Origin of the sequence: Caballeronia sp. LZ035 (genome assembly GCF_031451175.1) — a bacterium.
Taxonomy (GTDB): domain Bacteria; phylum Pseudomonadota; class Gammaproteobacteria; order Burkholderiales; family Burkholderiaceae; genus Caballeronia.
This window is the reverse complement of the sequence record NZ_JARUXS010000003.1, coordinates 957,081-971,893: the sequence shown is the minus strand read 5'-3', so window position 1 is coordinate 971,893 and position 14,813 is coordinate 957,081. Positions and strand designations below refer to the sequence as shown.

The window sequence follows — 14,813 nt, the reverse complement described above, 5'->3', positions numbered from 1 at the left end:
CTCTTGCCCACTACCGTTACCGTCGGGGGCAAGAGTCAGGGCGGCGCGACGATCACGCCGTATGCAGGCGGACAGGTGGCGAGCGGGCCTCGCTCGGCGTGCTGGGAAACCGCGATTTCATGGACACGCCGTTCAGCACGGTGACCTACACCGAAAAGCTGATCCGCGACGAGCAGTCGACCAGCATCGCGGAGTTGCTGACGACGACAGACCCATCGGTGCGCGCGGCCATCGACAGCAGCAATCGCTATGACGCGCTGACCATCCGCGGATTTCGCGTGGAGAACAGCGAAATCGCGCTGAACGGCCTGTATGGACTGGTGCCGAATTACCGCGTCGGACCGGATCCGATCGAGCGCGTCGAGCTGCTGAAAGGCCCCGGCGCGCTGCTCAACGGGATGATGCCGTCGGGCAGCGTGGGCGGAAACGTGAACATCGTGACCAAGCGCGCAGGCGACACGCCACTCAATCGGGTCACCGCCGAATACGAATCCGACTCCGTCTTCGGCGCGCATGCCGACCTGGCGCGGCGTTTCGGTCCGGACAACCGCTTCGGCATTCGCATCAACGCCGCGCGGCGTGAGGGAGACACGCCGATCGACGAGCAATTCAAGCGCAACACGGCCCTGTCAGTCGGCCTAGACTATCAGGGCGAGAAGCTGCGCGTGTCGGGCGACATGATCTATCAGGACGACTGGATGCGAGCTGCCGCGCGCGGCTATACACCGCTGAAGGGCATCGCGCTGCCGGGCGCACCGGATCCGAAGATCAATCTCGCACAGGATTTCTCGTATTCGAGCGCACATAGCCTGACCGTGATGGGCCGTGCCGAATATGACCTGACCTCGAACGTGACCTTGTTCGGCGCGGTCGGCATGAATCGCTTCGGTTACGACAAGATCGAAGATCCCGGCGCGACCATTACCGATGTGCAGGGCGACGCAACGTCGACATCGCGCTATCAGCAGGGAAGCACCCATGCGCTTTCCGCCGAGGCGGGCGTGAAGGCGCGCTTCAAGACCGGTCCGATCGACCATCAACTGGTCGTCGGCGGCAACCGGCTGGACACGACGACGTGGTTCGGCCAGAGCATCTACAGCAGTTACGCCACCAATATCTACGCGCCGGTTCGTCTTGCGGGACTCGGCGCGCCGCTATCGACATCGCCCGAAGCGAAGAGCGCGGACCAGACGCTGCAAAGCGTGGCTGTCGCCGATACGCTCTCCGTCGCGCAAGGGCTGGTGCAACTGACCGTGGGCGTGCGGCGACAGCAGGTCGAGAGCAACAACTTCGCGGTCTCCGGCGCCACAACGTCGCACTACGATCAGGGCGCGACGACGCCCTCATTCGCGCTCGTCGTCCGTCCGCTGGACAAGCTTTCGTTCTATGCCAACTACATCGAAGCATTGACGCCGGGCGCGGCGCCGCCCCCTGATTCAGCCAATCCAACGCAGGTGTTTGCGCCGTTCAAGACCAAGCAATATGAAGTGGGCACCAAGCTCGACCTCGGCAGCTTTGGCGCGACCTTGAGCGTGTTTCAGATCGACGTGCCGAGCGGCATCGTCGATCCGGTCAGCAAGGTCTTCAGTCTCGACGGCCAGCAGCGCAATCGCGGCGTGGAACTGTTCGGCTTCGGCGAACCGGTGCGTGGCGTGCGCGTACTGGGCGGTGCGACGTGGATCGACGCGAAGCTCACGCGCACGGCGGGTGGGCAGTATGACGGCAACCATGCGGTGGGCGCGCCCAATCTGCAGGCCAACCTGGGTGCGGAGTGGGACACGCCGCTCCTGCCGGGCGTGACGGTATCGGGCCGGATGATCTACACCGGCGAGACGTATGTGAGTCAGGACAATGCCCAGCGTGTCCCTTCGTGGACGCGTTTCGATCTTGGCGCGCGTTACGCGACCCAGGCATTCGGCCGTCCGGTCACCTTGCGCGCCAACGTCACGAACCTCTTCAACCGTTACTACTGGTCGGCCAATCCGACGGGTTATCTGATCAGCGGGATGCCGCGTACGTTCTGGCTATCCCTGTCGACGGATTTCTGAGCGCCCATTTGGATCATCAAGGAGGAAGGCTCATATGCTTCAGATCGCTCGCCGCTTCATGATGCGCCTTGCCGCGACGGCCTGTGCGGCATTCGCGCTGACCAACGCAACGTTCGCCGCCGACATAAGCACCGCGACCTATAGCACGCCTGGGTGGGACACCGAGCATTTCATCAAGGGTCAGCAACCCTTCAAGGTCGCGACACTGACCCTGGATGTGAAGCAGAGGTCGAAGGTGCTGGTCATGTTTTCGAGCGAAGTGTCCTCCGAGCACGCGAGAGACTGCCCCTGTTATGTCCGTGCGCTGGTCTCGATGGATGGTGCGAAGGGTCGGCCCGTCAAGCGCATCAACGTCGGCAGTCCCGCGGTTCACGACGTCGACAAATACGACAACGACCGTCAGAGCCTCGACGGCACGACCATGTTCGATGCGCAGCCGGGCACGCATACCTACGAACTCACGTTTCAGCAAGTGGACAGCCAGGGGGAGGATCTCGAGATCTATTACCCGAACTTCCACGCTATCGCGTATCCGGAGTAAGGGGCGCGCGAGCGTGTGACCGTGTGCCGTGTCTTACGGCGATGGATACGCGATCACGCATCCCTCCACCCGCAGAATCACAGGGTCGCCGATTTGCGGTGAGCCATATCCGGGCACACAGGCGACCACTGTGCATTCTTCCGCCTGCTCGAGTCCGAGCGTAACGTGGGCATCGCGGCCATTGAACACGATGTCGATGACCCGCGCCGCGACGCCTTCCGCCGATGCGCCGGACGCCACGAGCCGAATCTGCTCGGGCCGGATCATCACCTCCACGGCGCCGTCGCGGCAAGGCGCCGACAGTCCAAGCCTGCCGAGCGCGCAGGTCGCGAAACCCTCGTGCGCGATGCCGGGCAACATCACGGCATCGCCGATGAATTCAGCCAGCTCGCGTGTCGCCGGCTGCCGATAGATCTCCTGCGCAGGCCCGCTTTGTACGAGCTTTCCATGCGCCAGCACCGCGACGCGCTGACCCATCGACAGCGCTTCGGACTGATCGTGCGTGACGAGCACGGCGGTCGTGCCGGTATCGGCGAGTGCGCGCGCCACGGCCCGGCGGGTTTCGACGCGCAACGCGGCATCCAGCGAAGAGAACGGTTCATCGAGCAGGATCAGGCCAGGCGACGGGGCGAGCGCGCGCGCCAGCGCCACACGCTGCTGTTGTCCGCCGGAAAGCTGTTGCGGCGCACGTCCTGCGTAATCCTGCGGCAAGCCGACCAGCTCCAGCAGTTCCGCCACCCGATACTGCGCGCGCCGCTGTCCGCGCGGCAGACCGAACACAATGTTTTCGGCCACCGAGAGATGCGGAAACAGCGCGCCTTCCTGCGGCACGTAGCCGATGCGCCGCTGTTCCGATGGAACGAACGCGCCTGGCCCGTCCACCTGACGGCCGTCGATCTCGATGGTCCCCGCATCGGCGCGGCCGAAGCCGCATAGCAGGCGCAGGAAAGTCGTTTTGCCGCTGCCCGATGGACCAAGTAACGCGAACAGCATGCCGCGCGCTACGGTGAGATCGACGCCATGCAATACCGGGTGATGCCCGAAAGCCTTGCAAAGGCCCTGAACGCGCAGTTCGTTCATGAGGTGAGGGCGGGATGCGGCGGCTTCGATGAGCGCGTGTCGAGCAGCGCTGACCGGCCGAGCAGGACGAACAGCACGCCCGAGGCGCAGAAAGAAATCAAGGTGAGCAATGCCGCATAGGGTGCGGCGGCGGCGAAATGCCAGCGTCGAGGTATCCGACCAGACTTGCGTGGCAAGCGTGTGCGTGTCGAGCGGCGCGAGCAGCAGCGTGGCATTGAGTTCGGTCACGACCGAGATGAAGACCATGGCCGCCGCCGCTCCGAATCCCGGGCCGGCCAGCGGCAGCATCACGCGCACGAAAGTATGCACGGCGTCGAGTCCGAGCGAGCGGGCGGTGTCCTCCAGACGCGGCTGGGCCTGCATCAGCGCGGCGCGCACGCTGACCAGCGCAAGCGGCAGGAACAGGATCGCGTAGGCCACGATCAGCAGCGTCACGCCCTGGTACAGCGGCTGCAACGCGCGCACCGCCAGCGAGACGAGCGCCAGCGCGATCACCAGTCCCGGCACGCCTTGCGCGAGAAACACGCTGCGTTCCATGGCGGTGGCAAGGCGTCCCGGATAGCGCACCAGCAACAGCGCGAGCGGAAACGCCAGCGCCACCGTCACGATCGCCGCGAGCAGGCCGAAACCGACCGAGGAAACGGTGGCATCGAACAGCAGCCGTGGCGACACTTCCGCGGGCGTGACGGCGGCCGCGCCTTCCTGTGTCAGCCAGAATCCGATCATGCCGAGCGGCACGCCGAGCGTGACGATTGCCAGCGCGGCGAAGCCTCCGGTGACCGGCCAGCGCCACCGGCCCAGTTCATGGCACAGGGCCGCGCGGCGCGCACCGCGATCGACCCGTTCGTAGCGCGCGGCGCCGCGCAGGCGGAATTCGAGCGCCAGCAGCACGAGGCATAACACCAGCAGCACGCACGCGACCAGCGAGGCACCGCCGTTGTCGAAACTCGTGCGGTATTCGGCGTAGATCTCCGTGGTGAAAGTGCGATAGCGCAGCATCTGGAACGCGCCGAACTCGGACAGCACGCCGAGCGCGACCAGCAGCATGCCGCCGAGCAGGGCGGGGCGCAATTGCGGCAATACCACGCGCAGGAAGACCGCCCAGCGACCGCAGCCGAGCGAGCGCGCGGTTTCCTCCAGCGCCGGGTCCATGCCGCGCAGCGCCGCCGCAACCGGCAAGTACACGAGCGGAAAATACGCCGACGTAATCACGAGCAGGGCGCCCGCGAAGTCTTGCAGGTCGAGACTGATCGACACCCATGCATAGCTCGATACGAACGCGGGCATGGCGAGCGGCGCGGCGGCCAGCATCGCCCAGAGGCGTCGTCCGGGCAGATGCGTGCGCTCGATGAACCACGCCGCCGCCGTGCCGATGAGCGCCGAGGCAAGCGTCGCGCCGAGCGTGATCCACAGCGTGTTGAGCAGCAGTTCGCCGACCAGTGGACGGAACAGCAGTTCGGCAGCTTCATCGATACCCATCGCGCTCGCGCGCCACAAGGTGAACGCCAGCGGCGCGAGCACCAGCAACGCGCCGAGCGCAGCGGCGGCTGTCAGGACACGCGGCGCCCGCCTCGGCGCACGGGCGCGAGCGCCATGAGCGCGGGGTTCCTGCGTGGTCGCCAGTTCGCTCACCGCGACACCGCTCAGATCAGACCGGCCTGACGCAACAGCTTGCCCGCCTGACTGTCGTCGCCGAGCTGTTCGAGCGTGAGTGCAGGCGGCTGCAACTGATCGAACGGCTTGAGCAGCGGGTCCGGCGCGACACCCGCGACCAGCGGATATTCGTAGCTGATGTGGCTCTTCGCCATCAGCGCCTGCGCGCGCTCGCTGACGAGGTACTTGAGGAACTGCTGCGCCCCGGCGACGTTGTGCGCGTTCTTCAGCACGGCCGCGCCCGATACGTTCACGAGACCGCCCACATCGCCGTTGCCATAGTGGTACAGGGCGCTGCGCGTGGCCTTGTCGCCGAGTTCGGCATGCAGACGCGCCCAGTAGTAGTTGTTGATGATGCCCGTCGCCACGCCGCCCCGGTTCACGGCGGCGACCACGCCTTCGTCGTCATCGAAGATCTGCGCATTGGTCTTCAGGCCCTTGAGCCATTGCAGCGTCTGCTCCTGTCCCTTCAGCGCGAGCACCGCGCTGACCAGCGGCAGAAAGTCGGCGTCGCTTGGCGCAATGCCGATCTTGCCTTTCCACTCCGGCCTGGCGAGATCGAACAAGGAGGGCGGCAACTGCGACGCCTGAATCTTGCCCGTGTTGTAGGCGAGCACACTTTCGCGCGCGGTGACGCCGACCCATTGCCCCGTCGGCGAGTTGTAGCGCGCGGGAATGATCGAGAGCGTGGCGGCATCGACATGACCCAGCAGGCCCTTTTCTTCGAGCAGCATCAGTTCGGGCGAGTTCTCGGTGAAGTACACGTCCGCCGGCGTGTTGGCGCCTTCGGCCGCGAGTTGCGCCGCGAGCGCGGGCCCTTCGCCGTTGCGGATCCTCACGGCGATGCCCGTCTGCTGTTCGAAGTCTTTCGCGAGCAGATTCATGACCTGCTCGTGCTGCGCGTTATAGACGACAATGGACGCAGCATGCGCGCTCGCCGCGACCGACAGCGACAACATCAGCACTTGCGACAACTGGCGCCACAGGGCCAGACGTGTTTGAGTCATGGAGCCATCCTCTTGATGTCATGTGTTTTTCGGCTGGGCTTCGAACAGTTCCGCACCGATATACGAGCCTTCCTTCGCACCCGGCGGCACCGCGAAAAGCGCACTGCCGACGTGGGTGGTGAACTGGTTCATCATGTCGAACTTCGCGAGCTTCGCGTTGAGCGGAATGAAGCCCGTGCGCGGGTCCGACTGATGCGCGATGAAGATCAGCCCCGCGTCGTATTCGGTTTCCTGCCGCCACGGCGGCCAGCGTTCGATATAGAAATTGGTGCCGTCGTTGTAGGAATACGAGCGCCGCAAGATCTGCATGCCGCTGTTGGTCAAGTGATTCGACAAGCGCACATGCGAGTTCTCCGCAATCGCGGGATTGCCGTCCTTGTCGGCGGCGTCGAGGTCCACCGCATCGAATTCGTTCTTCTTGCCGATGGGCGCACCGCTGTACTTGTGACGGCCGAACACCTGTTCCTGGAAGCCCAGTTCCATGGTGTCCCAATGTTCGAGCGTGATGCGGATGCGCCGCACGACTGTGTACGTGCCGCCTTTCATCCATGACGCGTCCGCGCCGTCGGTCCAGACGAACTGGTTCATCAGCGGCGGCTTCGCGGTCGACGGATTGTTGGTGCCGTCCTTGAAACCCATCAGATTGCGCGGCGTCTGCCCCTTCGGACCCGAGAGAAAGCCCGCCTGTCCCCAGCGGATCGTGGTCGCGTTCGCCAGCGTGCCCATGCGCGCGAGCTGGCGCACCGCATGAAAGGCCACTTGCGCATCGTTCGCGCAGGCCTGGATCATGAGATCGCCGCCGCTTTTCTCGGGGATGAGCTGATCGCCGTTGAAGCGCGGCAAATCGACGAGCGCGGCAGGGCGATTCGACGCGATGCCGAAGCGGTCACGGCCGTCGCTCGTCTTGAACAGGCCCGGACCGAAGCCGAAGGTGACCGTCAGCGCGGATGCGCCGAGGCCCAGTACATCGGCGGAATCGGGTGCGGGCTGGTCGTCGGGCGTATCGAGTGCGGCGGCGGTGTCGCCCCGTGTCATGCGCGCGGCGGACAGGGTCCAGGCCCGCAACAGCGCGACGAGTTCATCGCGCTTGTCGGTCTTCACATCGAGCGCGGCCATGTAGGTGTGGCTCTGCTGCGGCGTGACGATGCCCGCCTGATGCGCGGCGTAGAACGGCTCCGTCTGCCGGTGCAGATCGTCTGCGGGCGTGCGCGTGAGCGCGGCCTGCGCGACGCCTGCTGTCGAGGCGAGGCCGGCGGCCGCGCCCGCCTTCAGAAAACCGCGCCGGCCGGGGCGGCGGGGCGTTTGATCATCTTTCATGCTGCTGTCTTCCTTGCGAAGTCGACCGCTTCGTCATTTGGCGATGACGAGCGTATTGACATCGTCCTGCACGTAATAGAAGCCATCGCCTTCCGGGGTCATGGCGATGCCGAACAGATCGCCGTTGCCCGGCGGACTTTGCGCCTTGTCGGTATCGATCCAGCGCGCGTAGAGCTGCTTGCCGCTTTCGGGAATGATCTCCACGACCTGGCCGTTGAGCGCATTGGTCACGAGCAGGTGACCGTTGGGTGCGGTGACCATCGCGAGCGGCCGATGCAGCAGGCCGTCGGCGGTCAACTGGCGGCCGACGCCGGCGCTGGTATCGCGGGTGAGCGGATCGTCGATTTCGTTGATGCGATTGCCGATCGCATCCGACACGTACAGCAGCTTCTTGTCCGCCGACAGCGCGAGGCCGGTCGGACCGACCAGGAACACGCCCTTGTCGGCCTGAGCGCCGAAGCCGCTGCCGATCACGGTTTCCTTCCTGATGACGGGGACTTGTCCTTCCGGGATGTCGAGATCGAGCCTGAGCACCGTGGCCTGCTTGAACACGGGCGGATTGCCGTCCGCGCTGCCCACGCCGAAGCCCGCCATGCTGATGAACAGGCTGGCGCTGGCGCCGTTGTCGTCCACGGCCATGTTGCCCCACGGATCGTTGATGTTCGGACTCGACCACACCTTCGCGATCTTGCCGTGCGGATCCAGCACGACGAGACAGCCCGCGCCCTTGGTGCCGGTCGTGCCGTCGTTGCTCGGCGTGCTGCCCACGATCACCCAGCCCGACTTGAGCATGGTCATGGCCGTGGACAGCCCTACGCCGCCGGGACATTCCTTGAGGTCGCGCGGAATCTGCGCGAACAGGCTCATCTCTTTCGTATCGGGGTGATAGTTGACGATGGTGCTGCCCGTGCCTTGCAGGTTGGCCGCGTTGTTGAAGTTGTCGATCAGCACGTCGCCCTTCTTGATCGACCCCGCCGATACCGGCGCAACGAAGATTGCGTACGGATTCTGGTCGCCGTTGTCGGGCACGGTGTTGATGAGCGTGGTGTTCCGGTGCAGCGTTTCGAGAAAGCCTTGCGGCTCCGCGCGCACGGCGCTTGCGCCAAGGCAGGCGGCGAGGGCGGCGAGCAGATGCGTCGCTGCACGAAGCGAGCGAAGCGCGGTGCGTGTGTGTCGAGTGAACGTCATGTTTTGAGTGCGGAGCCAGGTCATGTTATGTCAGAACGTGAGGTTCGCCCGCACGCCGATCACGAACGTATTGCGCAGCGGCTGCGTGGGATCGTTGGGGTTCTGCCCGGCGCCGGCGTTGAACGTGTATTGCGCATCGGCCTGCATGATCCACCACGGCGTGACCTGATAGTTGTAGGTCGCCTCCACCGTCGTTTCCTGCGTTCGCACGCCATAGGGCGTGCCGAGAAAATTGCGGAAGTCGAGGTCGGAATCGTGCACGTGATTGCCGACCTTGATATAGGTCACCGCGAGACCGACGCTGTCGTTGTCGCGATTCTTGAAAGGGGCTTTCATGACCACGCCGGCGTTGGCCGCGAAGCTGACGAGATTGCGATCGCCGGGGGCGCCCATCAGCCGCGTGAATACGCCGATGCTGCGGGGCTCGTCGGGATCGGGACGCCAGATCATCTGATCGGCCACGGCATAGAAGCTGTAGTTGCCGTGATGCGATTGCGGCGTGCCGGTCGAATTCGGATCGGCCAGCGGCAGGCCCGTGTTGTCGAAGCGCTGATCGTCGAAGCGGTTGTTGTTGTACCAGACGCCCAGCTTGTACGTGCCCGGCAGACCGCTGCTGCCGGCGCCGACCATCTCGCCGTCGGATGGCTGGTTGATCGCATACTGCAGTTCGCCGATGAACAGCGTGCCGTTATGCAGATTGAAGTTCGTGCCGTGCAGATTGTCGGGGTTGTTGCCGAGCGGATCGCCGTCGAACACGCCTGCCAGCGCGGTGAGCGACGGCGTGATCTGTCCGCGCACTCGCACGCCGAGTGCGGACAGCGGATACGCGGGACCGCCCGACGGCATGTCGTAGGAGGGCAGTGCAGGCCAGCCGAACATCGTGTTGATGAAGGTGGCGGCGTACTGGCTCGTGATGAATTCCTGATCGATACTTTGTTGACCGACCTTGACGTCCACGCGCTTGTTCAGGAACGATTGCTGATACCACAACTCCCACAGCCGCGTGGTGCTTTGCGCCTCGATGCCGCTTGCGGTGTTCAGGGTGCCGAGATAGCGCGTGCTCAGATTGGTGCCGTGAATCTGCAGCGCGCTGACATTGAACTGGCCGCCTGCCCATCCGAACGCCTTTTGCGTATCGATGCCGACGGTCGCCGTCGTCAGGCCGTCGTATGCGCCGCCGCGCCCGAGGCCGCCGCGCACGTTGGCGAGATATTCGCTCGTCTCAGTCAATTGAAACGTGACGCCGTATTTGCCGAGCCACGGACGCAGGCCGCCCATGTCGCCAAGCATGTTCTGACGCGTCCAGAAACCGGTCATGAAATTGCTCGGCTGTGCCGTGATCTGAAGATCGGCTTCAGGCGCTTCGGGCGTGGCGTCGGGACTCGATGCGGCGAACGCACTGCAAGTCAGCGAACTCCAGGCCAGCGTCGTGGCAGCAGTCAGTCGTGCGGCGGAGGGAAATACGCGAGTCAAGCAAGCGATCCGTCGGTGACAGGACTTGGCGGTACGGTTCTTTAGCATTGCAGTCCTTATTCTTGATTTCATTTCCGTCCCGCCTGTTCTTGAAGGGCATGCTGATGCGGCGTTTTTGATTTCGTCCCAAATGACACAAAACGAATGCTATGACGGACATTTCATCCAGTCAACACGAATGCGAACGATTCTCAAGAAAATTACCGGGTACTAACTTCAGCTTTAAAGATAGAAAGCTAATTGTTATCAATCGAAATGAAGTCCTAAGTTTTTGTGCACTTAACAAACGGTTATTTGGAAATCTTTCTGATGGTTAAGCGTTTCTTAAGGACTTGCATGGTTTTCATGCGTAGCGTGTGGCATTGGCGAGGGGCGCTCTTGGTACGCGAATGTAGAGCACAAGCGTCCGCGGACAGGGCTTGGTGGTGCTAGCTTGATTTTGCTAAACAAGCAGCGGCGTTCTTGACGCAGGACCTCTGGTGAGGTCGGCTTCTTCTGTGTGGGTCCTTGTGTGCGCTTCGCTTGGCATGGTCAAGGAGTTTGTGCACGCGAATGTGTTGCGAGCGGAAGCGGGTGGCGGTGAGCCGATCGAAAGACAACGCGGGCGTGATGAACGGTTTCTTGCGGTCGGCCCGCAAACCGGTCGACTGATTAATCCTCTTGCTGACGGTTTTTATCAACCAGGATCGTCGGGATCGGAAACAAACGCGTCTCAGCGAAACGCGCCTAATGAGACGTTCTTGATTTTCGCACTTCTATATTCTGGCCGATTCACGCCGATTATCGTTGACTGTCGAATATCCGGGCATTGCAACGCGTTAAATCCGACCGCCTCGTGACAGGCGTTTCCCAGTCCAGATCGCATTCCATGCGTCTGATATTTTCTTCATTTTCGCATCACGTTGGCGCACTGTTTCTTTCCCATACTGCCCCCATGACGCGCCACCTGTTCGGCGGTCGGAACTCCTTGTCGGACTGAAAGCGATATTGAGCGTCGCGCGTGATGGAGATGGCATCACGACCCAACCCTGAACCTGCCATGGATACCGTTTTCGCACGTCAAACATGACGGCTAAAGCTATCGCGCGGTTGGACAATGCGCACATCGTTTTATCAGTAGCTCCGCCACCGGTAGCTGGTAGCCCGGTAGCTTAGGGCACGGCGGCAGCTCCGACGCAAAATCGAAACTCCATTGCAGGTGAGAGAGCATGTATCGAATCCCGCTCGTCTACTGGTCTTCCGCCACTGTGCTAGCGCTCGCAGGATGCGCTCAATTCAGCGACAGCGACCCCGTCTCGGCGTCCGATAATTCAGTCCAACGAAAATCGCTGGCGCTGCCGTCCAATAATCAAGTTGATTACGCAGGGCATCCTTGCACCAGTGCGAATCTGCATGTCAAAGCGCATCCCTGTATCTTTCCACGCAATCGTGCTGAGTAGCGTCCGATTTCGGCGAAACGGGCGTTTGCCGCGAGGAGCAATCGTCTGCTCGTGCTGATCGACGCGTTTATGGTGCTCGCAGCGCTACGTGCCCGAATATGGAACAGTTTCGAATCAAAGACTCACATCAAAAAGTTGCATCATAAGCATTATGACAAGAATGTTAAAACACAAGAGGCGATAGGTCGGTAGGTAGGCGCGGACAGAGTCTTGGCTACAGTGGGACCGCCCTTTGGCTCAGTCGGTCTCAGTCTAGTTCGCAAACGCCTACAATTGTTGAGCACATTTCCGAGTGGAGAATGCTCGGCGACGATTGCATCTACGCCAATGGGTCGTAACGCCTGACGAGCCAAAGTCGCACTGCTCGGCGAACTATCAGACGCGCGTCAGGGATGAAGTGCATCTGACAAAGCTGATTTGTGAGCGAGTGGACATCTAGTGATTGACCGGATGGTGGCGCAAGGGCCGGAAAAAGGACGAGCAAGTCGACACCACTCGGCAACGCACGCTGATGCATCGGCGGCGACAGCAGCAAGCGCGTCGGTCGACCGAGAAATCCGATATCGACATTTGTCTCGCGCGAATTGGGGCACAGGCGAGTGCAACGTTTAGAGCCGTGACGCCTACGCGTGCGGCGACGAAACGTCCCTCGGGCGTTTTCGCATTGACCACTATGTGATCGAAATACAGGTTGCCGGTGGTGTGGTACGTGATGCCAGTGAGACTGAACGCGTCGCCCCGCGGCACGAGCAGCGTGTAGCCGTCGCTGTCGCCCACGTTCTGCGTGCCGATCTCACTCGCGCCCAGGCCGAACAGTTCACCATTGCGGATACGCTCGAGCCAGCGCGCGTATTGCGGCAGATGCGACGCGCGCAGCGCCTTTTCGACGAACGCAAAGTGATTGCGCAGGATATGCGGAATGTTCGAATCTGCGGCAGCGAGATCGAGCACGAGTTCGTAGAGCTGCGGCAGCGTCGCACCCGCGCCACCTTGCGACGGCGGCAGGCGGAAGAGCCCGAGCCGCGCCGCGCGTATGCGCTCGGTGACGTCGCGCGTATCCGCCTCGTCGCGATCGCGCCTCGCTTCCTGCGGCGATTTTGTCGATGAGTGCGCGTAGTTCGGCGCTGCCTGGCGCGGGACAGCGCGAATGGAGCACGGCGGGCGTGTCGGTGACAATGTCCATGGTGTCGTATCTCTCGAACGTTGTGGAGCCTACGCTCAGGTCTTCTGCACACTGGCGAGCGACGAATAGGCGCCTACTGGTGTCGGGCTGAAGCCTGTGAGGCTTGTGGCGTGAATCGAATAAAGATGCAGTGCAGATTAATCGAGGGCACTTGCTGCTGCGCGATGAGCTGCATTGCATCGATAAACGGTTTGCGCTTCACTGGGTCGGCCTCGGAAACGAGCCCCTCGATTGCGTAGTCCAATTCAGGTGTCGAGGAGCCGCTCGCATTACTGGATGTGGAACCGGGCTTGATCTGTTCGCTCCAGTAACGCCGCGTGACGCCCAGTTGCGGATCGGCGAACGCCGAATACCAGTTGGTGAGCGTGTCAAAGTCGTAGTCGGCGTACGCTCGGCGGTTGAAGGTGGGCGCATCCTCGCGATCAGTTGCAGTTCCACGCCGATTCGGCGCAACTGCCCATGGATGAACTGCGCGGTCAGCGTGTACTGGTTCCCGAAGGCCGTGGCAGAGTGTTCAGGCGGCCGCAAGCGAATGGTGGGGCCTTTCTTTTTCCTGCGACGGGTCGAGTGAAAGCATGACAACTCGCTTGCCGACGCGCCACCATCATCGAAAGGACGGATTCAGAAGGTGATCGTGCGTCCGTTACTAGTGGTCCACCCATAAGCATGGATCTGCGTCACCGGGGAAGCCGACGCCGCGGAAAGAAGATGAGCACCGGCGAAGGGAATGTCCACCAGGTGCCATGCGCCGTCATGCGGAGTATCAAAACGCAGGGAGTGAGCGTCATCGCCGAGCATTGGCTCGCTCAAGTCCGCCAGCCATCTGACACCGGTATCGGCCAGCGTGCGGCTTCTGACGTCGGCACGCGCGGCTCTCTGCCTTTTCTGCGCTTCTAGCGGTGGCACGGCTCGACGTGCGGTGTGAATGGCGGAAGCCAGGCCAAGCGGCCGATTCGAGAGCGCCACGATAACCCAGACACCCGCGTTGAGAAGGCGGCCATGCATCACGTCGCGCGCCGTGCGGATCTGAAAAGACCCGAGCGCATCCTCGCGAATGATCATTTTCCAGGGCGTGGAGTCTTCTATTCCGGACAGGATCTTGCGCAATGCGGCTCGTCCCACCGCGAATTGTTTGCTCATCGCTGAACTGGGCAAGCGGGCGACACGAGAAGCCTCGGTCCTCGAGAGAGTTCCCAGTCCATCGATCCGCGAAATCCGTTTCCATTCGGCGCGGAATTTCCACAGGCAAAGTTGGCCATCAGAGGGAGGCATGGCAGGATTCGGAAGCTGAAACTCGAGTGCATGTCGAAGAAACGCCGGCTCCGGGTAGCATGACGACGAGCGTTTTCTCGTCGTCGATTTTTCGGTATCGTCCGCTTTCGATGGTTCTGACCAGACCGAGCTCAAAGGGCCTCCCTATACCGCGCTCATTGCAGGTAAGTGACGCAACGGGCGCGCGAATGAATGTTGATTCCAGCGTTGGATAGCGTGGATGCAAGCCAGTGGATGAGCGTTGCGAGGCGGGCGACGCAAAGCTTTGGAAACCAGGACGACAATGCGCTCTCCGCCGTCGCCATGTCGAACAACTGGAACTGCGCGATTGCTTCGAGCAATTGCCCTTCGTCGCTTCCCAGCTCGTTGCAGCAGCGGCACCGTATGTCGAGTTGCCGGTTTGGCGTGTGGACAAGCGCGACGATAGCCCGGTTGAAGCAATCTATGTCCTTGCAGTTCAAGCCTGCTTCGTTCAGCACGTCCTGCCAGCTTTGCTGTTTTCGCGCGGTGTCGCAATGTGGTCGAAACCAGGCGCGGACTGCGTCGATAACGATCTGCTCATCGATTGGAGACTCAGCCCGTGAAGCTTCCATTCGCCTCTCCAAGTTTGAT

At 62.4% G+C, this 14,813-nt stretch carries 10 protein-coding genes and 1 pseudogene; 2 read left to right on the top strand and 9 right to left on the bottom strand.

What is annotated here, in order from left to right:
* Together QCE88_RS27115 and QCE88_RS27110 are read left to right on the top strand one after the other, a co-directional pair.
* Nucleotides 1-2,048, top strand: a 2,048-nt coding sequence (locus QCE88_RS27115; RefSeq protein WP_309907963.1) for a TonB-dependent siderophore receptor, incomplete at its 5' end; no start/stop codon positions are given.
* A gap of 34 nt (nt 2,049-2,082) precedes the next feature.
* Nucleotides 2,083-2,589 carry a hypothetical protein gene (locus QCE88_RS27110; protein WP_309907962.1) on the top strand — a complete coding sequence of 169 codons (507 nt, stop codon included), beginning with the start codon at nt 2,083-2,085 and terminating at the stop codon, nt 2,587-2,589.
* A gap of 33 nt (nt 2,590-2,622) precedes the next feature.
* Here the strand turns inward: QCE88_RS27110 and QCE88_RS27105 are convergent, their stop codons facing one another.
* The 9 genes and pseudogenes from QCE88_RS27105 to QCE88_RS27065 form a co-directional block, all read right to left on the bottom strand.
* A complete protein-coding gene (locus QCE88_RS27105) occupies nt 2,623-3,669 on the bottom strand; it encodes an ABC transporter ATP-binding protein (protein WP_309907961.1) in 1,047 nt (348 codons plus the stop codon).
* Nucleotides 3,666-5,292: pseudogene (locus tag QCE88_RS27100) on the bottom strand (ABC transporter permease). Before QCE88_RS27100 ends, QCE88_RS27105 begins: the two are co-directional and overlap by 4 nt.
* 20 nt (nt 5,293-5,312) lie before the next feature.
* Entirely contained in the window at nt 5,313-6,281 is a 969-nt protein-coding gene (locus QCE88_RS27095) for an iron ABC transporter substrate-binding protein (protein WP_409018250.1), read from the bottom strand.
* Between the two features lie 66 nt (nt 6,282-6,347).
* Nucleotides 6,348-7,646, bottom strand: a complete 1,299-nt coding sequence (efeB, locus tag QCE88_RS27090) for an iron uptake transporter deferrochelatase/peroxidase subunit (protein WP_309907959.1) — start codon at nt 7,644-7,646, stop codon at nt 6,348-6,350.
* A gap of 33 nt (nt 7,647-7,679) precedes the next feature.
* The gene (locus tag QCE88_RS27085) at nt 7,680-8,834 is read right to left on the bottom strand and encodes a hypothetical protein (protein ID WP_309907958.1); all 1,155 of its coding nucleotides are present in this window, start codon (nt 8,832-8,834) and stop codon (nt 7,680-7,682) included.
* Nucleotides 8,835-8,864: 30 nt separating this feature from the next.
* Entirely contained in the window at nt 8,865-10,379 is a 1,515-nt protein-coding gene (locus QCE88_RS27080; RefSeq protein ID WP_409018228.1) for a carbohydrate porin, read from the bottom strand.
* A gap of 1,802 nt (nt 10,380-12,181) precedes the next feature.
* The gene (locus QCE88_RS27075; protein WP_309907956.1) at nt 12,182-12,922 is read right to left on the bottom strand and encodes a hypothetical protein; all 741 of its coding nucleotides are present in this window, start codon (nt 12,920-12,922) and stop codon (nt 12,182-12,184) included.
* Nucleotides 12,923-13,550: 628 nt separating this feature from the next.
* Nucleotides 13,551-14,069 carry a hypothetical protein gene (locus QCE88_RS27070; protein WP_309907955.1) on the bottom strand — a complete coding sequence of 173 codons (519 nt, stop codon included), beginning with the start codon at nt 14,067-14,069 and terminating at the stop codon, nt 13,551-13,553.
* Nucleotides 14,070-14,356: 287 nt separating this feature from the next.
* Nucleotides 14,357-14,794 carry a hypothetical protein gene (locus tag QCE88_RS27065; RefSeq protein WP_309907954.1) on the bottom strand — a complete coding sequence of 146 codons (438 nt, stop codon included), beginning with the start codon at nt 14,792-14,794 and terminating at the stop codon, nt 14,357-14,359.
* Nucleotides 14,795-14,813 lie beyond the last annotated feature (19 nt).

Excerpts from the sequence above, each read along its gene's own strand:
- QCE88_RS27065 (WP_309907954.1), bottom strand. The coding sequence starts at position 14,794 with ATGGAAGCTTCACGGGCTGAGTCTCCAATCGATGAGCAGATCGTTATC.
- QCE88_RS27105 (WP_309907961.1), bottom strand. The coding sequence starts at position 3,669 with ATGAACGAACTGCGCGTTCAGGGCCTTTGCAAGGCTTTCGGGCATCAC.
- QCE88_RS27095 (WP_409018250.1), bottom strand. The coding sequence starts at position 6,281 with ATGTTGTCGCTGTCGGTCGCGGCGAGCGCGCATGCTGCGTCCATTGTC.
- QCE88_RS27085 (WP_309907958.1), bottom strand. The coding sequence starts at position 8,834 with ATGACGTTCACTCGACACACACGCACCGCGCTTCGCTCGCTTCGTGCA.
- QCE88_RS27070 (WP_309907955.1), bottom strand. The coding sequence starts at position 14,069 with ATGAGCAAACAATTCGCGGTGGGACGAGCCGCATTGCGCAAGATCCTG.
- QCE88_RS27080 (WP_409018228.1), bottom strand. The coding sequence starts at position 10,379 with ATGAAATCAAGAATAAGGACTGCAATGCTAAAGAACCGTACCGCCAAG.
- efeB (WP_309907959.1), bottom strand. The coding sequence starts at position 7,646 with ATGAAAGATGATCAAACGCCCCGCCGCCCCGGCCGGCGCGGTTTTCTG.
- QCE88_RS27110 (WP_309907962.1), top strand. The coding sequence starts at position 2,083 with ATGCTTCAGATCGCTCGCCGCTTCATGATGCGCCTTGCCGCGACGGCC.